The sequence below is a fragment of the Pseudooceanicola aestuariicola genome (assembly GCF_045763785.1).
In the GTDB taxonomy this organism is placed as follows: domain Bacteria; phylum Pseudomonadota; class Alphaproteobacteria; order Rhodobacterales; family Rhodobacteraceae; genus Pseudooceanicola.
In genome coordinates this window covers 423,888-440,546 of record NZ_JBJGSF010000003.1, presented here as the reverse complement: position 1 = coordinate 440,546, position 16,659 = coordinate 423,888, and the positions used below count along the sequence as shown (strand labels likewise).

General features: G+C 62.0%; 20 protein-coding genes and 1 tRNA gene. 9 read left to right on the top strand and 12 right to left on the bottom strand.

Annotated elements, in window-relative coordinates; translation table 11 throughout:
- Positions 1-85: 85 nt before the first annotated feature.
- The 6 genes from lysM to ACI3GR_RS14560 all read right to left on the bottom strand — a co-directional run bounded on the left by lysM (position 86) and on the right by ACI3GR_RS14560 (position 4,314).
- Positions 86-499, bottom strand: coding sequence for a peptidoglycan-binding protein LysM (gene lysM / locus ACI3GR_RS14585; RefSeq protein WP_407495461.1), 414 nt, complete (start codon positions 497-499; stop codon positions 86-88).
- 53 nt (positions 500-552) lie between these two features.
- On the bottom strand, positions 553-2,361 hold the full coding sequence (locus tag ACI3GR_RS14580; RefSeq protein ID WP_407495458.1) for an ABC transporter transmembrane domain-containing protein: 1,809 nt from the start codon (positions 2,359-2,361) through the stop codon (positions 553-555).
- A 109-nt stretch (positions 2,362-2,470) separates the two neighbouring features.
- Positions 2,471-3,286, bottom strand: a complete 816-nt coding sequence (locus ACI3GR_RS14575) for an SDR family NAD(P)-dependent oxidoreductase (RefSeq protein WP_407495457.1) — start codon at positions 3,284-3,286, stop codon at positions 2,471-2,473.
- A 131-nt stretch (positions 3,287-3,417) separates the two neighbouring features.
- Positions 3,418-3,491 (bottom strand) — tRNA-Gly (locus tag ACI3GR_RS14570).
- A 129-nt stretch (positions 3,492-3,620) separates the two neighbouring features.
- Entirely contained in the window at positions 3,621-3,947 is a 327-nt protein-coding gene (locus tag ACI3GR_RS14565) for a phage holin family protein (protein ID WP_407495456.1), read from the bottom strand.
- 1 nt (position 3,948) lies between these two features.
- Entirely contained in the window at positions 3,949-4,314 is a 366-nt protein-coding gene (locus ACI3GR_RS14560) for a glycine zipper domain-containing protein (RefSeq protein ID WP_407495453.1), read from the bottom strand.
- Between the two features lie 167 nt (positions 4,315-4,481).
- Here ACI3GR_RS14560 and ACI3GR_RS14555 point away from each other — a divergent pair, with 167 nt between their 5' ends.
- Positions 4,482-5,111, top strand: a complete 630-nt coding sequence (locus ACI3GR_RS14555) for a hypothetical protein (protein WP_407495452.1) — start codon at positions 4,482-4,484, stop codon at positions 5,109-5,111.
- A gap of 5 nt (positions 5,112-5,116) precedes the next feature.
- On the opposite strand, the gene ACI3GR_RS14550 is transcribed toward ACI3GR_RS14555, so the two are convergent.
- Complete coding sequence (locus ACI3GR_RS14550) at positions 5,117-5,791, bottom strand: SOS response-associated peptidase (protein ID WP_407495451.1); 675 nt, start codon at positions 5,789-5,791, stop codon at positions 5,117-5,119.
- Complete coding sequence (locus ACI3GR_RS14545) at positions 5,791-6,099, bottom strand: DnaJ family domain-containing protein (RefSeq protein WP_407495449.1); 309 nt, start codon at positions 6,097-6,099, stop codon at positions 5,791-5,793. The genes ACI3GR_RS14550 and ACI3GR_RS14545 overlap by 1 nt, the downstream gene beginning before the upstream one ends.
- Before the next feature lie 158 nt (positions 6,100-6,257).
- Here ACI3GR_RS14545 and ACI3GR_RS14540 point away from each other — a divergent pair, with 158 nt between their 5' ends.
- Together ACI3GR_RS14540 and ACI3GR_RS14535 are read left to right on the top strand one after the other, a co-directional pair.
- Positions 6,258-6,545: a GNAT family N-acetyltransferase gene (locus tag ACI3GR_RS14540; protein WP_407495447.1), complete on the top strand. Its 288-nt coding sequence runs from the start codon at positions 6,258-6,260 to the stop codon at positions 6,543-6,545.
- 34 nt (positions 6,546-6,579) lie between these two features.
- Positions 6,580-7,548 carry a pirin family protein gene (locus ACI3GR_RS14535; RefSeq protein WP_407495445.1) on the top strand — a complete coding sequence of 323 codons (969 nt, stop codon included), beginning with the start codon at positions 6,580-6,582 and terminating at the stop codon, positions 7,546-7,548.
- Positions 7,549-7,615: 67 nt separating this feature from the next.
- On the opposite strand, the gene ACI3GR_RS14530 is transcribed toward ACI3GR_RS14535, so the two are convergent.
- A complete protein-coding gene (locus tag ACI3GR_RS14530; protein ID WP_407495443.1) occupies positions 7,616-9,184 on the bottom strand; it encodes a bifunctional metallophosphatase/5'-nucleotidase in 1,569 nt (522 codons plus the stop codon).
- A gap of 201 nt (positions 9,185-9,385) precedes the next feature.
- Here ACI3GR_RS14530 and ACI3GR_RS14525 point away from each other — a divergent pair, with 201 nt between their 5' ends.
- Genes ACI3GR_RS14525 through arsC form a run of 3 tightly spaced genes read left to right on the top strand, consistent with a single transcriptional unit; the run spans position 9,386 to position 11,120 of the window.
- Positions 9,386-9,724, top strand: coding sequence for a DUF952 domain-containing protein (locus ACI3GR_RS14525; RefSeq protein WP_407495590.1), 339 nt, complete (start codon positions 9,386-9,388; stop codon positions 9,722-9,724).
- Entirely contained in the window at positions 9,721-10,779 is a 1,059-nt protein-coding gene (locus ACI3GR_RS14520) for a quinone-dependent dihydroorotate dehydrogenase (RefSeq protein WP_407495440.1), read from the top strand. Before ACI3GR_RS14525 ends, ACI3GR_RS14520 begins: the two co-directional genes overlap by 4 nt.
- Positions 10,776-11,120: an arsenate reductase (glutaredoxin) gene (gene arsC, locus ACI3GR_RS14515; RefSeq protein ID WP_407495439.1), complete on the top strand. Its 345-nt coding sequence runs from the start codon at positions 10,776-10,778 to the stop codon at positions 11,118-11,120. The genes ACI3GR_RS14520 and arsC overlap by 4 nt, the downstream gene beginning before the upstream one ends.
- A gap of 134 nt (positions 11,121-11,254) precedes the next feature.
- On the opposite strand, the gene ACI3GR_RS14510 is transcribed toward arsC, so the two are convergent.
- The 3 genes from ACI3GR_RS14510 to ACI3GR_RS14500 are packed head-to-tail and all read right to left on the bottom strand — an operon-like array spanning position 11,255 to position 13,561.
- Positions 11,255-12,580 carry an MATE family efflux transporter gene (locus ACI3GR_RS14510; protein WP_407495438.1) on the bottom strand — a complete coding sequence of 442 codons (1,326 nt, stop codon included), beginning with the start codon at positions 12,578-12,580 and terminating at the stop codon, positions 11,255-11,257.
- Complete coding sequence (locus tag ACI3GR_RS14505) at positions 12,573-13,097, bottom strand: PaaI family thioesterase (RefSeq protein WP_407495437.1); 525 nt, start codon at positions 13,095-13,097, stop codon at positions 12,573-12,575. The genes ACI3GR_RS14510 and ACI3GR_RS14505 overlap by 8 nt, the downstream gene beginning before the upstream one ends.
- Positions 13,094-13,561, bottom strand: a complete 468-nt coding sequence (locus ACI3GR_RS14500) for a PaaI family thioesterase (RefSeq protein ID WP_407495436.1) — start codon at positions 13,559-13,561, stop codon at positions 13,094-13,096. The genes ACI3GR_RS14505 and ACI3GR_RS14500 overlap by 4 nt, the downstream gene beginning before the upstream one ends.
- A 173-nt stretch (positions 13,562-13,734) precedes the next feature.
- Here ACI3GR_RS14500 and ACI3GR_RS14495 point away from each other — a divergent pair, with 173 nt between their 5' ends.
- The 3 genes from ACI3GR_RS14495 (at position 13,735) to ACI3GR_RS14485 (ending at position 16,585) form a co-directional block, all read left to right on the top strand.
- Positions 13,735-14,115, top strand: coding sequence for a MerR family transcriptional regulator (locus ACI3GR_RS14495; protein ID WP_407495435.1), 381 nt, complete (start codon positions 13,735-13,737; stop codon positions 14,113-14,115).
- A 262-nt stretch (positions 14,116-14,377) separates the two neighbouring features.
- Complete coding sequence (locus tag ACI3GR_RS14490) at positions 14,378-14,782, top strand: MerR family transcriptional regulator (RefSeq protein WP_407495588.1); 405 nt, start codon at positions 14,378-14,380, stop codon at positions 14,780-14,782.
- Between the two features lie 24 nt (positions 14,783-14,806).
- On the top strand, positions 14,807-16,585 hold the full coding sequence (locus ACI3GR_RS14485; protein ID WP_407495434.1) for an acyl-CoA dehydrogenase C-terminal domain-containing protein: 1,779 nt from the start codon (positions 14,807-14,809) through the stop codon (positions 16,583-16,585).
- Positions 16,586-16,659 lie beyond the last annotated feature (74 nt).

The following is a 16,659-nucleotide window of genomic DNA, read 5'->3' as shown; positions in this document are numbered from 1 at the left end:
GCTTTGCAGACGCGGAGGCTGTTCAGCGCATCGACGAAAAAGGGCGGCCCTTTCGGACCGCCCCCAATTTCCAGACCCTGTCGGATCACTGCGGAATGCGCAGGACCTGACCCGGATAGATCTTGTCGGGATGGGTCAGCATTGGCTTGTTGGCTTCAAAGATTTCATTGTAGCGGCTGCCATTACCAAGGGTTTTCTCGGAAATCGCCCAAAGCGTGTCGCCCTTTTCGACCGTGTGAAAGACGGCAGTGTCGGCTTCGGCCTCGACCGCGGCGACGCCATCGACGTTGCCAACCGCCAGAATGACCTTTTCCTTGATCTCGTCACTGGCGGCAGATCCTTCGACCTTCACCGTGTCGCCTTCGATCTTGATCTCAAGACCCGAGGTATCCAGACCCAGATCCTCAACTTCTTTTTGCAATTCTTCAGCCGAAGGCGGCTCGTCCCCGCCACCCTTCAGCTTTTTCCCGGCGCTTTTCAAAAAACTAAACAGACCCATATCTCTCTCCATCATGGGATATTACATGACGGCGCAAAGACTGGCGGAACCGTTCAGGCCCCATCACCCCCCAAGCCACCATCGGTAAATTGCAACCTTGCCAGCCGCGCGTAAAGCCCTTCTTGCGCCACCAGCTCATCGTGTTTGCCCTGTGCGACGATGCGGCCCTGATCCATGACGACAATCCGGTCGGCTTTTTTGACGGTGGACAAACGGTGCGCGATGACGATCGTCGTGCGCCCTTCTGCGACGCGATCAACGGCCGTCTGCACCAAGCGTTCGCTTTCGGCATCCAGCGCGCTGGTGGCTTCGTCCAGCAGCAATACGGGCGCGTCCCGCAGGATGGCGCGTGCAATGGCGATGCGCTGTTTCTGACCGCCAGACAGCATCACCCCGCGTTCCCCCAGCGGGCTGTCATAGCCATCGGGCAGCGCGGTGATAAAGTCGTGCGCTGCGGCTGCGCGGGCGGCGGCCTCGACCGCCTCGTCGCTGGCTTCGGGCCAACCGAACCGGATGTTGTCACGTGCCGACGCGGCAAAGATCACCGGATCCTGAGGCACCAGTGCGACGGAACGACGGAATTCTTCCCGTGCCAGATCGCGCAAGTCCGTGCCATCCAGACGCACGCTGCCCGTTTCCGGGTCGTAGAACCGCAGGATCATCTGGATGATCGTGGTTTTGCCCGCGCCCGAGGGCCCGACCAGCGCCACGGTTTCCCCCGGCTCGACCGTCAGGTTGACCTGATCCAGCGCAGGCGCCGACGGGCGCGACGGGTAATGGAAGGTCACGCCGTCAAAGGCGATTTGCCCGCGCACCGGCGCTGGCAAGGCTTTGGCCTGCGCCGGATCGTTCACGCTGTCGGTCACCTGCAACAGTTCGACCAGCCGTTCCGTGGCCCCGGCGGCGCGCTGCAATTCGCCCCAGATTTCCGACAGCGCCGCCACGGCGCCCGCCACCATGACCGAATAGATCACGAACTGCACCAAGGCGCCTGTCGACATATCCCCGCGCCGCACGTCATGCGCGCCGATCCACAGCACGCCGACAATGCCCGAAAAAATCAGAAAGATGACGATGATCGTCATGATGGCCCGCGCGGTGATCCGCCGCTTGGCCGCGTCAAAGCTGGCCTCGGTCACCGTGTCAAAGGCCGCGCGCGACCGCGCCTCATGCGTGAAGGCCTGCACGGTCTGGACGGACAACAGCGCCTCGGACGCATTGCCCGAGGATTGCGCGATCCAGTCCTGATTTTCACGGCTCAGCACACGCAGCTTACGGCCCAGCGTCAGGATGGGCACGATCACCACTGGCACGATTAGCAGAACCAACCCGGTCAGCTTGGCCGAGGTGAAAAGCATCAGAACCAACCCACCCAGAAAGATCAGCACGTTCCGCAGCGCGACCGAGATCGACGAGCCGATCACCGACTGGATCAACGTGGTGTCGGTGGTGATCCGGCTTAGAACCTCACCGGTCATCGTGGTTTCGTAAAACGCGGGCGACATATGGATGACCCGACCAAAGACCGCCTTGCGGATATCGGCCACCACCCGTTCGCCCAACCGTGTCACCAGCGCATAGCGCAGCCCCGTGCCCAGCGCCAAAAGCCCGGCAAAGATGATCGCCGCCCCAAAATACTGATCCAGCAGGCCAGAGGCATCGCCGCCGAAATTGTCCACTACACGCCGCACGGCCAAGGGCAGCATCAGCGACACCGATGCCGTCAGCACCAAGGCCGCCAGCGCGGCGGCCATTAGCGCGCGGTAGGGGCGCAGAAAGGGCCAAAGCTCGGCCAGGGCACCGACACGGCGGCTTTTTTCCCGGTCGTCGATATTGGCAGGGCTGGTGGGCTGGCGGGCCATGGCGGCTCCTTCACGGTTAATCACCACGGGAATTGGCCTTGGCTACATGGCCGGGGCAATGGCCGGGGTCAACCCATCCGGGCGGGACTTGGCGTCGCGGGGGGCAACCCTATTCCCTATGCCGCCCCGCCGTCGCGCCCGCATCCACTGGCAGGACCGCCCCGGTAATCCAGCGCGCGGCGCCCGATGCCAGAAAAGCCACCGCATGGCCCACGTCCCAGCCCGATCCTTCGACCTGCAACAAAGACCGGTTCTTGCGCGATTCCCGCAGATCGTCGCCCATGCCGCGTGCATAGACCATCGGCGTATAGACCATACCGGGACAGATCGCGTTCACTCGGACGCCGTCGCGCCCATGGTGCGTCGCCATCGCGCGGGTCATCTGGACCACCGCGCCCTTGGACGTGGGATACAGCAGCTTGGGATGGCCACCGATTAGCCCGGCGACACTGGCAATATTGATGATGGAGCCCGCGCCCTTGTCGATCATTCCCGGCAGGCAGGCCCGCGCCATCAGCACCATGGACGACACGTTGACCGCCATCGCCGCGTCCCATTCCGCCATGTCCACGTCCAGCGCCGTCCCTTCTGGCCCGCCGATGCCGACGTTGTTCACAAGGATATCCGGCGCCCCGAGGTCTGCGGTGATCTGTTCGATTGTCTGGGTGCAGTCTGCCTCGCTCGACACATCGCACAAGTAGCGGCCGGCGGTGCCACCTTCGTCTTCGATCATCTTCCGGGTCGCCTCGACCCAGTCTGCGTTCTGGTCGATCAGCGCCACCGACGCCCCGTGCCGCGCCAAGAGGATCGCCGCCGCGCGTCCGTTTCCGATCCCTTCCGCACGGGACCCCGCCCCCGTGACCACCGCTACCTTGCCCGGCACGGCAAAGGCCGACGGCACGACCCCGTTCGTGGCTGATTGCATGACTCCCCCTCCCCGGTTGCGATGATGACCACGGGGGAAAGCTTACTGACCGATCGGTAGAATCCAAGAAGAAACAACAAACGCCCGAAAGCGCAGCGGGCGCTTCGTCAGATCAACATGTGAAGTGAAAGTGGAGCGGGTAGCGGGAATCGAACCCGCACGACTAGCTTGGAAGGCTAGGGCGCTACCATTACACCATACCCGCGCTGACGGCGGATATTCCATATAGGGATATGGAGGTCAAGGTCGCCCGGCGCACTACACCAAATTCGGCAGCCCAAAGAAAAACGCCGGCCCGCATCACGGACCGGCGTTTCAATCGGAGTGTTCAGGATCAGCCCTTGCTGCGCATAGCCGTCCGGGTGGCAGCGCCTGCGCCAAACCCTTGGGCAAAAGCGGCGCTAAGGCCACCAAGGCTCATCGTTGCGGCGGCAACGGGCGGGGCCACGTAGCGGGGGCGTCGCGTGCCCAAGGCCATGACGACAGCACCCAGCCCAAAGTATCCCAGCCCGATCACCAGTGCGGCGAACTGCGTGTCGCGCGCTTCTTCAAGCGCGATCCAGGCGGCAACGGTCAGAAACCCAAGGCCGATCAGCATAAGCACGGCGCCGCCCAGACCGAAGCCCGCGCGGCGCAGAGACAGTTTGAGCGCCGCCAACATCTTAGCGACGGACCGTCAGCAGACCCAGAAGAAAGCCAACACCGGCAGCGATGCCGACAGCAGCGGCGGGGTTGTCCTTCACCGCGGTTTCGGCCGAGGCATAGCCCGAACGCAGTTGCGCTTCGGCGTCTTTGCCCAGTTGGTTGGCCCGGTCCTTGATGTCGTTGGCGGTCTGTTCAGCGGCCAGTCGCGCCTGAGAACCGCGGGCCTTGCCGTAGGACTGCATGGCCTTCGTCAGCTCGGCGACGTCTTCTTGCAGGATAGACAGCTGCAGCTTGATGTCGTCGGAATCGCCCTCGGCTTTGGCGTTCTTGACAGACTTCTCGATGCCATTTGCGGTGGACTGTGCTTTTGCGGCGGTAGCCATTGGAAACTCCTAATTGTTTCGTGTCCTTTGATTGAACAACGCCACCACCCCTGGATTGTTCCAAGTCCAATCAAATCCGCCGCAAAGTTTCCTCATTTTGGCCAATTACCGCCCCAATCACGAGGTAAACAGACATTTAAGACATTCGAATCCGAAAGGCATTTGCCATGACGAAAACGACCAAACGGCACATTTTGCCGGCCCTGACCATCGCCGCGATGTTGGGGGCGTTTCCTGCTGCCCCCGCCAAAGCTGGTCTGCTGGACGGTATCGGCGATATCATCTGTATCATAGGCTGTTCCGGCGGCGGTAGCGGTGGCGGATCAGCGCCCACCCCGCCTGTCGATCCGACGGGCCGCATCCACCCCGTCTACATGGTCGGCGGTTCGTTCTTCCCTGATGTCGTTCACGCGAAACCGGGCGATATCGTAAAGTTCTATAACCTTGCCAACACCTCTCAACGTGTGCGCGCCAACGACTATTCATGGACCAGCGACTTCCTTTCGCGGGATGAAAGCTGGGAAATACTGGTGACCGGTAATACCGAGCTTGAATTCCATAAAACCGGTTTTGGACGCTTCTATGGGGCGATTTCTTTAGACCCGCTGCCTGCTTCCGTCGATTACGGCGATCTGGTTGACGCCAATGGCAACGTCGTAGGCAAAGGCGGTACGGTCGCTCGTGCGGCACAGGGCCTGGGACGCACCTTGGCAGGCGTCGGTGGCGTGGTGCAGGATACGACCGGCGCCCTTGGCGATACCGTCGGCGGTCTGCTGGGCGTCAACTCTGGCGGCTAAGGCCCCTAGGCATTCAGCGGTTCGATCAGCCCAGCCCCGCTGGCACGGTTCGAATTGACCTCCTGCCCGACGCGGTACATCCGATACACATCATCCGGCGCGGCCTGCATCAAAGCGGCCGCGCCTTTGCCTTTCTCGCCTAGCCACAGGGCCCAGTCGTCAGGTTCCAATATCACCGGGATACGGTTGTGAATCTCGGCCATCTGGCCTGACGCCTCAATCGTGACGATGGCGCAGGTGGTCAGCGCCTCGTCCCCACAGTCCCACGTCTGCCAGACACCACCGACGACCATTGGCGCGCCGTCGCGGCGATGAATGAACCACGGTAGCTTTTCGTCACCCTGCCGATCCCATTCGTAAAATCCGTCCATCGCGATCAGGCACCGCCGTTCCCGCGCCGCCGCCCGAAACGCAGGCTTTTCCGCCACCGTTTCGCCCCGCGCGTTGATCAGCAGCGGCCCGTCGTTCGGTTTCTTGTACCAATGCGGGATAAAACCCCAGCGCATCGCCGACAGCCGCCGGCCAGTGTCATCCCCCGAACCAACCAATGAACAGACATTCACCGGCACCGTCGGGCAGACGTTGAAATTGGGTACATCCGCCAGATCATTCGCAGGTGTCGCGCCGAACAACTGCGCCATCGCATCTGGCGGCAGCGTCACGGCAAAGCGCCCGCACATCAGCCCTTCCAGCCCTGCCGGGCCAGCGCAATGCGCGCGTCCATCATGGACATTTCCTTCATGATTTCGGTCCGACGGGTGCGGTCGCCCGTCTCGCGCAGTTCTTCCCGCAGGCGGGTCAGTTCGCGCGATAGGGTGATAAACTCCGGCTCGGCCCCGTTTTCTTCCATCACCCGGCGCAACAGCGCGTTTTCAGGGTCTTTCAGGCGCGGCAAAGGTTTGCCCGCGCCCGGCAGGTTGTCAAATTCACCGTTCTTTTCCGCCTCGGCGATCTTCGCCGAGATGAGGTCGATCAGGGGATGGTCCATGCGGGGAATGTAGGGGCTGTCGGACGGCTGGGAAAGACCTGCGATGACCAAAAACGGCGGTCGCTGAACCTACCGCGCGCAGCGGATGTGCAGATTTAACGAGATGCTTTTCGCGCCCCCTGCCCCACATTTTCCCTATCGCCGCACAGGAGGACGGGATGACCACCGCCACGATTCACAAGGAAGACCACGACACCAAAGGCCGCTTTGTCACCACCATCGACGGCCACGAGGCCGAGCTGACCTATTCCAAGATGAGCCCCGGCCGTATCATCGCAGACCACACCGGCGTGCCGGACGCGCTGAAAGGTCAGGGCCTCGGTTTGCAGCTTGTCAAAGCGCTGATCGACGACGCCCGCGCCAACGACATCAAGATCGTGCCACTGTGCCCTTTCGTGAAGGCGCAGCTGGCGCGCCACCCCGAATGGTCGGACGTTTTCGTCTGATCCCCCACGTCCCAACGGCATAGGAGAGCTGATCATGAGCTGGAACCCCACCCACGCCCCCGATTGTGAAACCGACGACAGCATCGACGCGTTGGAAACGGTCATCGTCCCCCGCGCCCGCGACCTTGGCGGGTTCGAGGTACGCCGTGCCCTGCCCTCGCCCAAGCGGCAGATGGTCGGGCCGTTTATCTTTTTCGACCAGATGGGCCCGGCAGAGTTCATCACGGAAAGCGGCATCGACGTGCGTCCGCACCCTCACATCGGGCTGGGCACGGTGACCTACCTGTATCAGGGCGAATTCGAACATCGCGACAGCCTTGGCACCCACCAGATGATTTACCCCGGAGAGGTCAACTGGATGCTGGCAGGCCGTGGCGTGACCCATTCCGAACGCACGTCCCAGGAAACCCGCGCCACCCGGCACAAGCTGTTCGGCGTGCAGACATGGGTCGCCCTGCCCGAAGACCGCGAAAATATGGAGCCCGACTTCGAACACCACAGCGCCGAAGCGCTGCCCTTTCTGGAAGAGGGCGGATCGACCGCCCGTCTGATCCTTGGCACCGCATGGGGTGAAAAGGCCCCGGTGACCATGCAATCGGAAATCTTCTACGCCGACGTGACGCTGGCCCCCGGCGGTCACCTGCCCCTGCCCGACGAACACGAAGACCGCGGCATCTATGTCATCGACGGAGAGATCGAGGTTGCCGGCGACCGGTACGAGGCCGGCCGCATGATGGTGTTCCGCCCCGGCGACCGCATGTCCGTCAAGGCCGGGCCGCAGGGTGCGCGTCTGATGGCGCTTGGCGGGGCGACGCTGAACGGGCCGCGATACATGTGGTGGAACTTCGTGTCGTCGTCGCCCGAACGGATCGATCAGGCCAAGGCCGATTGGAAGGCGGCAGATTGGGACAACGGACCGTTCAAGCTGCCCGCAGGCGATACGTCAGAGTTCATCCCGATCACCGACGACATGGACCGGATGAAGATCAAGAACCGCCCGTAAGGCCCGACGACAAAAAAAAGGGCGCGCCCGGTTGGACGCGCCCTTTGGTATTCGCGATCAGGTCGAATTACTTCGAGGTGATACGACCATCGGTGTAAGGCGTGTAAGGCGCATTCGCTGCCAGATACTCTGCCGTCACATCTGCAAGGTCGGGACCAAAGTCATACGCATTCTCGGCGTCCGAGAACATCTTGTAACCGTCGCCGCCGTTACGGACGTAGTTGTTGGTCACGGCAAGGTAGGTCTTGGCCGGATCGATGGCGACGAATTCGTCGCCTTCTTTGACCATGACATCAGACACGCGGCTGCCCGGCTCTGCCGCCGGATCGAAGGTGAAGGTCAGACCAGCGACCTGCGGGAAGCGGCCTGCGCCCTCTTCGATCTGGCTGACACCGTTTTCCAGCGCCTCGACGATGGTTTCGCCGGTGGCCTCGAAGGTCGACAGCGTGTTCTGGAACGGCAGCACCGTTAGCACTTCGCCCATGGTCACTTCGCCCGCGTCGATGGACGCACGCAGACCACCAGAGTTCGCGATGGCGATCTGCACGCCCTGATCGGCAACGCGGTCCAGCATCGCGTCGGCGACAAGGTTACCCATCGAACATTCCATCGCACGGCAGACGTCGCGGCTGCCTTCGATCGCATCTGCGGCCTCGGCCACGACCTTGTTGCGGATTTCGTCCAGCGGTGCTGCGGCTTCGGCGATGCGGGCCTTGGTGGCCTCATCTTCGGTCACGGCAGCGTCCATGATGATCGGCGCGCCAGAGGCTTCGGTGATGTTGCCTTCGTCGTCGAAGGTCACGTTCAGCTCACCCAGGAACTTACCGTAGGCATAGGCCGACACGATGGCGGTGTTGCCGACCATCGTGGGATAGGCGCCTTCGGCCCCGTCCATGTCGCCCAGCAGAGTGTTAGTGTGGCCACCGACGATCACGTCCACGCCGGTGGTGTTTTCAGCCACCATTTGATCCACGCCATAGCCAGAGTGCGACAGAACGATGATCTTGTTCACACCCTCTTCGGTCAGCTTGTCGACCTCGCCCTGAACGGCATCAGACGGATCGGTAAAGATGATGTTGTCGCCCGGAGAGGCCAGCTCATCCGTGTCCTGCGGCGTCAGGCCGATCAGGCCGATCTTTTCGCCACCTTGTTCGATCACCGTGGATTTCATCAGAACGTCCGCCAGCAGCGGTTCGCCCGAGACATCGGCGTTCGACATCAGCACCGGGAAGTTCACGGCGTCCATAAATCCGCGCAGAACTTCGGGGCCATCGTCAAACTCGTGGTTCCCCACGGTCATCGCGGTGTAACCCATCTTGTTCATCATCTCGGCCGCAAGCTTACCCTTGTAATAGGTGTAGAACAGCGTGCCCTGGAACTGGTCGCCCCCATCCACGAGGATCGAGTTGTTGGAGCGCGCCCGCGCCTCCTCGATGGCCGTGATCAGACGAGCGGAGCCGCCAAAGCATTTGCCTTCGGTGTTGTCCTCGGCGGAACAGCCCGAGTCGTATTTCGAGATCGGCTCAAACCGGGCGTGGAAATCATTGGTGTGAAGGATGGTCAGTGAATAATCAGCCATCGCGGTACCGGCAGACAGCGCCAGCGCAGCAACGGAGGTCAGAAAACGGACAGACATGGTAAGTCCCCTGTTGGTTGTGTTGTTATGCGCCTGATGCTGCACCGCGCCGCCTGAACTGTCAAAACACATTGAGCGCGAAAAATGCATAACGGCGGTTTCCTTTGCGGCAGGGGTGAAAGCGCGGGCAGTCGCCGGACAGGAGTGTTCAAGCCGCAGTTGGGCTTGACGATTGCGGGGCCGCGTTGCATGCCCGTCCCCATGCTGATCTACAAAATCTTCCGTGCGCCCGAATGGGCAGAGTTGTGTGAACTGGGCGATACCGCCGGTGCCCCCATTGATCTGAGCGATGGGTACATCCATTTCTCGACCGCCTCGCAGGCCGCCGAAACGGCCGCGAAACATTTTGCCGATGTCGGTGATCTTGTGCTGGCCGCGGTCGATACGGATCTTCTGGGCGATGACCTTAAATGGGAAGAATCGCGCAACGACGAAGATTTTCCCCACCTTTACCGTCGCCTGAACCGGTCGGAAGTCGTCTGGCACGAAGACCTGCCACTAGTCGACGGCGTGCACCAATTCCCGGAGCGGATGGAATGAAGGCGATTGAGCAGATCGGCCTGACCGCCCTGCGCCAGATCGACCCCGAGATGGCCCATCGCATCGCATTGAAGGCACTGAACACCGGCGTGTTGCGCCTGCCGGGGCAGATCACCTCGTCTCGGCTGGAAACCGAACTGGCAGGTCTGGCGCTGCCGAACCCCTTGGGCCTTGCCGCGGGCTTTGACAAAAACGCCGAGGCGCTGGCGCAACTGTCGCGTGCTGGTTTCGGCTTTGTCGAAGTGGGGGCCGCCACGCCGAAACCCCAGCCCGGCAATCAGCGCCCACGCCTGTTCCGCCTGCCCGAAGACGATGCCGTCATCAACCGCTTTGGCTTTAACAACGACGGGATGGAGGTCATCGCCGACCGTCTGGAACGCCGACCCGAGGGTGCCATCATTGGGTTGAACCTTGGCGCCAACAAGGACAGCGATGACCGGTCCGAAGACTACGCCCGCGTGCTGTCACGCTGCGGCCCCTTCGTCGATTTCGCAACGATCAACGTCAGCTCTCCCAACACAGAAAACCTGCGCGATCTGCAGGGCGCCGCCGCGCTAGAGGCTCTGTTGCTCAAGGTGACCGAGGCGCGCGACTGGCTGCCCCGCCGCATCCCCCTGTTTTTGAAAATCGCCCCCGATCTGACCGATCCGGAATTGGCCGACGTCGCCCGTATCACGCTGGCGCGCGGGATCGACGGGATCGTCGCCACGAACACCACCCTGTCACGGCGCGGGCTGAAAAGTGCCAAGCAATCGGAAAAGGGCGGCCTGTCGGGCGCGCCGCTGTTCAGCCGCTCTACCCGGATCCTCGCTCAGCTTTATGACCTGACCGACGGGCGCGTGCCATTGATTGGCGTCGGCGGCGTCGCCTCGGCTGAAGACGCATACGCCAAAATCCGCGCAGGCGCCTCTGCGGTACAGCTATATACAGCGCTCAGCTACAAAGGGCTGTCGCTCGCCGCCGAGATCGTGCAAGGACTCGACACGATTCTTCAACGCGACGGGTTTGCCAATGTGGCGGATGCCGTCGGCACAGGACGGATGGACTGGCTTTGATCCTTTGGCATAACCAACGCTGCACGAAATCCCGACAGGCTCTGGACCTGCTCGAAGATCACGGCATCCGGCCGAAAATCCGCGCCTACCTGCATGACGCCCCCGGCGAAGATGAAATCCGAGGTGTGCTTGCCGCCCTGCGCGTGGCGCCCATCGACATGATGCGGCCCAAGGAAAAGGTCTTTAAGGAACTGGGCCTGCGTCACGACAGCGACCCCGATACGCTGATCAAGGCGATGTCCAAACATCCTGAACTGATCGAACGCCCGATCCTGATCAACGGGTCACGCGCCGCCATCGGACGCCCGACCGAAAACCTGCTGCCGCTGATCACAGGCTGACCTCCGGCGTCGCAAACGCGATGCCAGTCACGACACTCTGGATATTTACAGCAAGAGGATGTGCAGACCCTGCGCCCCTCTTCTTCTGGTTCGCAAATACCTCGGGGGAGTCCGCAGGACGGGGGCAGCGCCCCCTACGCGGCGTCCGGCGGCGCGTCCGCCTCGGCCTCTAGCGCAGGATAGCGCAGGCCCAGTGTAACCCCACGGGCGAGGAATGAAATCAGCAGCGCCATCCATAGCCCGTGATTGCCGTAGATAGGGATCAACGCCCACACTGCGATGCAGTAGATGACAAAGCTGACGGCCATCATGTTGCGCATGTCCTTGGACCGGGCCGCGCCGATAAAGATACCGTCGAACATCCAGCTGGCGCAGCCTACGATCGGCGCCAGAACCATCCACGGCAGGTAGACGCGCGCCGCCGCCTGCACGCCTTCGTCCTTGGCCATCAGATCGACGATCCAGCCCCCCGCGATCCAGAAAACCAGCGCCAGCGCCACGCAGATCGCTGCGCCCCAGACGGAGGTCATCACAGCCCCCCGTCGCAGCGCAGCCCGATCACGCCGCCCAAGCGCCTGACCCACGAAGGCCTCTGCCGCAAAGGCGAACCCGTCCATGGCATAGGCAGTGATGAACATGAACTGCGTCAGAACCTGGTTTGCCGCCAGCTGCACATCGCCGAAATCCGCGCCGAAATAGACGAAGGACACCAGAATGATCTCTAGCATCAGAGACCGCAGCAGGATGTCCCGGTTCACCACAGCCATCCGCATCAGCCGCACCCGGTCAAAGACCCGCGGCCAGTCGCGCCAGGCTGGCACGTTGAAAGCCGCGCGGCACAGCCAAAGCCCCACAAGGAAACCAGACCATTCCGACAGGAAGGTGGCCAGCCCGACCCCCGGCACGCCCCAGTCAAAGCCCAGTACGAACAGCACGTCCAAAGCCATGTTCATCCCGTTCATCACCAGCTGCACCACCAGCACGGCCCCCGTGCGTTCCTGCGCGATCAGCCAGCCGGTCAGCCCAAAGACGCCAATCGCCGCCGGGGCGGACCAGATGCGGATACCCATGTACTGGCGGGCCAAGGATTCGACCTCGTCCGAGGCGGGCGATAGTTCGAACCCCGCCCAGAAAATCGGAATTTGCAGGGCGATGAGGGCCACTCCGGCGACGGCTGCGATGATCAGGGCCCGCGTCAGCAGGGCCGCGACCTCGCCCACCTGCCCGGCGCCGATGGCATTCGCGGTCAGACCGGTCGTGCCCATGCGCAGGAACCCGAACATCCAGTAGATGGCCGTCAGGGTGATCCCGCCCAAAGCCACCGCCCCGATGGGAGCGGCTTCGCCCAATTGCCCGACGACGCCGGTGTCGACCGCGGCCAGCAACGGTATCGTGGCGTTCGACAGCACAATCGGCAGGGCGATACGAAGCACCCGCGCGTGGGTGATCGGATCAGCCATCGGCGCGTGGTGGCATCAGGAAATGGCCCATCGCCTCGGCAAATGGGCGGTCGCGGTTGTCCTGCCAAGCTTCGACCTGAACACTGGCATAACGCCGCCCGGCCCGCGTGATCCGCGCCCGTGCATAGGCGTCGCGCGGCAAACCGGAACGCAGGTAATCCACGGTCATATCAATGACCTTTGGCAGACGCAGCGCGGGTCCGTCTTTCAGGGCGTCAGCATCGACCGCTCCGCTTTCGATATCCGCCCAAAGCTGCGACCAGCCCAGTTCGATGATCGCCGCCGTTTCCAGAAATCCGGCCGTCACCCCGCCGTGAATGGCGGGCAGCATCGGGTTGCCGATCAGGTCATCGCGGAACGGAAGCACGGCCGTCAGTTCATCCCCGCGGCGGTCGAACCGCACGCCAAGGAACCGGATGTAAGGAACACGCCCTACCAGCGCCTCAAGCGCCGCATCGCGTCTTTGTTTGATCACCTGCACGGGGTCGGGCCGTGCGCCTTTTGGGCCGCCACTCATGATGTCATCTTGAAGGTGAATGCGCCCGTGGCCGCGGCCACCGGACGGTCGGTATCGTCATCCAGCGCCACCGCGCGCACGAAGGCAACCGATCGCGTGACGTGATAACATTCGGCCTGCCCCACCAGCGTCTGCCCCGGCGTCGCGGCCCGCATATAGTCGATCCGCAAATCAAGCGTCGCCGTGCCACCCGCGCTGTCAGGATGCGAAATCACCGCCGCCCCGCAGGCAGAATCAAGCAGCGCAGACACCGCGCCACCGTGCAGAACCCCGGTATCCGGATCGCCGACCAAATCGTCGCGATAGGGCAACGCGAACTCTGATGTGCCCGCGCCGACATGGATCACCTGCATCCCGATGGCCTTGGCGTAAGGCAGCGCCTCCATGAACTGGCGGGCGATTTTTGCCGCTTTGTCGGTGGCGGGTGGTTTGTTCGGATCGGTCCGGGGAATGTCTTCGGTCATGGCGTCTTTGGTCCTTCGCGTCTGACTAGACCGATAATCGGCGACAGGGGCAAGCCCTGCCCTCTCCTGCATCTTGAAGAGCTTCGGGTTTCCCGCCAAGATGCCCCTGCGTGACGCGCGCCCGACCCTACGGTCGGCGTGGCGGATGGGCCAAGGGAAGAGGCAGGCACCTGATGGACGATACCCGGATCAGCTTTAAGGAGATGTGCGAACGCTTTGACGTGACGCCGCGGACCCTGCGCTACTACGAATACATCGAACTGCTGAACCCGGAACGCGAAGGCCGGTCGCGATTTTACAATTCGCGCGACTGCGCCCGCATGACGCTGATCCTGCGTGGCCGCAAATATGGCTTTTCGCTCGAGTCCATTCGCCAATGGCTGGAGCTTTACGATCAGGAAGGCTCTGCCGCGCAAATGGAAGTCTGGATCGAGAACGCGGATGCGCAGTTGAAAGAGCTGAAATCCCAACGCGATCAGATCGATGAGACCATTCAGGAATTGCAGTCGCTTCGGGACCAATCTGCCAAGGCATTGGCCGCCGGCAAAGCCTGACAAACTCACACCGTCCTCACGAATCGTTGAGTTTTAGGTAGATTTTCCAGCTGCTTGCGCCATGTCGCGGACTTTCGCGACTGCCGTACACATTTACAAAAATTTCGCAAACCGCGCCTTGATCTTGGCTGATCTTACGTCACCTAGAAAGTGACGCGACGTATCGGTTACGTCAACGTCAAGCGCCGTTGTAAAGAGAGACAGGTTCTGTTTTTTGACCATCCGATCAAATACGCCAGACGATGTATGGATGAAAAAAATGATGGAAACCGACGAACAGATGACGATCCGTCAGATGTGCGACGCCTTCGATGTGACGGCCCGTACACTGCGGTTCTACGAAGCGAAGGAGTTGTTGTCACCGATCCGTATCGGCCAGAAACGACTGTTCACCCGGCGTGACCGGGCACGGCTGAAACTGATCCTGCGCGGCAAGCGCTTTGGGTTCAGCCTGGAAGAAATTCGGCAGCTTCTGGACCTCTACTCCATGGGCGATCAGCAACACACACAGCTGGTCAAGACCTACGAGATCGCACAGCAGCGCCTTAGCGCCATGGAAAGCCAGCGCGATGAGCTGAACGAAGCCATCGCCGAGCTGAAAGAACAGATGAGCTGGGGCGAACAGATGATCGCCTCGCTCGTGACCGAGAAAGACGCGGCCGAGTAATCGCCGCACAAAGGGAGAGACAAAATGCCGACTTTTACCGCCCCCGTCAAAGACATGCAGTTCATCCTGCACGACGTATTGAAGACGTCCGAACAGGATGTGCCGGGCTATGACGAGATGGACCGCGACTTTACCGCAGCCATCCTCGAAGAAGCCGGCAAATTGTCCACCGACGTCTTTGCGCCCCTCAACGTGGTGGGCGACAAAGAAGGCGTGACGCTGGAAAACGGTGTCGTCCGCACGCCCAAGGGCTTCAAGGAAGCCTTTGACCAGTTCCGCGAAGGCGGCTGGACCGGTCTGGACTGTGACCCCGAATACGGCGGTCAGGGCCTGCCCTATCTGCTCTCCACCGCTACCGGAGAGATCTTCTCGGCCGCGAACATGGCCTTCATGATGTACCCGGGCCTGACCCACGGTGCTTATTCCGCGATCCACGCCCATGGCTCGGACGAACAGAAGCAGACCTATCTGCCCAAGATGGTGACCTGCGAATGGACCGGCACCATGAACCTGACCGAGCCGCATTGCGGCACCGATCTGGGCCTGATGCGTACCAAGGCCGAACCGCAGGACGACGGCAGCTACAAGATCACGGGCCAGAAGATCTTTATCTCGGCCGGTGACCACGACATGTCCGACAACGTGATCCACCTTGTGCTGGCGAAGATCCCCGGCGGGCCCGAAGGCATCAAGGGCGTATCGCTCTTCATCGTGCCGAAATTCATGGTCAAGGACGACAACACCCCCGGCGAACGCAACGCCGTATCCGTCGGCAAGATCGAAGAAAAGATGGGCATCCACGGCAACGCCACCTGCGTCATGAACTATGACGGCGCAACGGGCTACCTGCTGGGCGAAGAACACAAAGGCATGCGCGCCATGTTCACCATGATGAACGAAGCGCGTCTGGGCGTGGCCATGCAGGGCTTGTCCCAGGCCACCGTCGCCTATGAAAACGCCCTCGCCTACGCCAAGGACCGCCTGCAGGGCCGTGCCGTCACTGGTGCGGAAAACCCCGATGGCCCGGCCGATCCGCTGATCGTACATCCGGATATCCGTCGCTCTCTGATGGATCAGAAGTCTTTCGTCGAAGGCGCCCGCGCATTCGGTCTGTGGTCCGCGTCGCTGATCGACCGCTCGCACCGGGCTGGTGACGATGCCGCCGAAGGTCTCGTGTCCCTGATGACCCCCGTCCTCAAGGGCTTCCTGACGGACGAAGGCTTCGACATGACAATCCTCGCCCAGCAGGTCTATGGTGGCCACGGCTACATCGAAGAATGGGGCATGTCCCAATATGCCCGCGACGCCCGGATCGCCATGATCTACGAAGGTGCGAACGGCGTTCAGGCGCTGGACCTCGTTGGCCGGAAGCTGGCGGCCCAGGGTGGCAAACCCGCGATGGCCTTCTTCGAAGAGATCAAGACCTTCATCAAGGAGAACTCCGACGATGATGATCTGAAGGCCCAGTTCATGGAGCCGCTGAAGACCGCCTCCAAGCAGCTGCAAGAGGCCGCGATGTTCTTCATGCAGAACGGCATGAAAAACCCGAACGAGGCGCTGGCCGGGTCCTATGACTTCATGCACCTCTTTGGTCACGTCTGCCTTGGCTACATGTGGGCGCGTATGGCTGTCACGGCCAAGGCGGCACTGGACGCAGGGACCGATGATCCGGACTTCTACAAGGCCAAGCTGACCACGGGCCGCTACTACATGGCCCGGCGCCTGCCCGCCTGCGCGATGCACGTCGCCCGGATCACGTCCGGAGCAGAGACGGTGATGGCACTGGAAGACGCCGCGTTCTGATCTGACGCTGCGACAGACACAGGCCGGGCGACGCGACAGGGGTTGCGCCGCCCGCCAAATCCCCCACCTTGGGG

Excerpts from the sequence above, each read along its gene's own strand:
- lysM (WP_407495461.1), bottom strand. The coding sequence starts at position 499 with ATGGGTCTGTTTAGTTTTTTGAAAAGCGCCGGGAAAAAGCTGAAGGGT.
- ACI3GR_RS14530 (WP_407495443.1), bottom strand. The coding sequence starts at position 9,184 with ATGTCTGTCCGTTTTCTGACCTCCGTTGCTGCGCTGGCGCTGTCTGCC.
- ACI3GR_RS14560 (WP_407495453.1), bottom strand. The coding sequence starts at position 4,314 with ATGGCTACCGCCGCAAAAGCACAGTCCACCGCAAATGGCATCGAGAAG.
- ACI3GR_RS14535 (WP_407495445.1), top strand. The coding sequence starts at position 6,580 with ATGAGCTGGAACCCCACCCACGCCCCCGATTGTGAAACCGACGACAGC.
- ACI3GR_RS14490 (WP_407495588.1), top strand. The coding sequence starts at position 14,378 with ATGGAAACCGACGAACAGATGACGATCCGTCAGATGTGCGACGCCTTC.
- ACI3GR_RS14510 (WP_407495438.1), bottom strand. The coding sequence starts at position 12,580 with ATGGCTGATCCGATCACCCACGCGCGGGTGCTTCGTATCGCCCTGCCG.
- ACI3GR_RS14485 (WP_407495434.1), top strand. The coding sequence starts at position 14,807 with ATGCCGACTTTTACCGCCCCCGTCAAAGACATGCAGTTCATCCTGCAC.
- ACI3GR_RS14505 (WP_407495437.1), bottom strand. The coding sequence starts at position 13,097 with ATGAGTGGCGGCCCAAAAGGCGCACGGCCCGACCCCGTGCAGGTGATC.
- ACI3GR_RS14565 (WP_407495456.1), bottom strand. The coding sequence starts at position 3,947 with ATGTTGGCGGCGCTCAAACTGTCTCTGCGCCGCGCGGGCTTCGGTCTG.
- ACI3GR_RS14555 (WP_407495452.1), top strand. The coding sequence starts at position 4,482 with ATGACGAAAACGACCAAACGGCACATTTTGCCGGCCCTGACCATCGCC.
- ACI3GR_RS14500 (WP_407495436.1), bottom strand. The coding sequence starts at position 13,561 with ATGACCGAAGACATTCCCCGGACCGATCCGAACAAACCACCCGCCACC.
- ACI3GR_RS14580 (WP_407495458.1), bottom strand. The coding sequence starts at position 2,361 with ATGGCCCGCCAGCCCACCAGCCCTGCCAATATCGACGACCGGGAAAAA.
- ACI3GR_RS14550 (WP_407495451.1), bottom strand. The coding sequence starts at position 5,791 with ATGTGCGGGCGCTTTGCCGTGACGCTGCCGCCAGATGCGATGGCGCAG.
- ACI3GR_RS14575 (WP_407495457.1), bottom strand. The coding sequence starts at position 3,286 with ATGCAATCAGCCACGAACGGGGTCGTGCCGTCGGCCTTTGCCGTGCCG.
- ACI3GR_RS14525 (WP_407495590.1), top strand. The coding sequence starts at position 9,386 with ATGCTGATCTACAAAATCTTCCGTGCGCCCGAATGGGCAGAGTTGTGT.
- ACI3GR_RS14545 (WP_407495449.1), bottom strand. The coding sequence starts at position 6,099 with ATGGACCATCCCCTGATCGACCTCATCTCGGCGAAGATCGCCGAGGCG.
- ACI3GR_RS14540 (WP_407495447.1), top strand. The coding sequence starts at position 6,258 with ATGACCACCGCCACGATTCACAAGGAAGACCACGACACCAAAGGCCGC.
- ACI3GR_RS14520 (WP_407495440.1), top strand. The coding sequence starts at position 9,721 with ATGAAGGCGATTGAGCAGATCGGCCTGACCGCCCTGCGCCAGATCGAC.
- ACI3GR_RS14495 (WP_407495435.1), top strand. The coding sequence starts at position 13,735 with ATGGACGATACCCGGATCAGCTTTAAGGAGATGTGCGAACGCTTTGAC.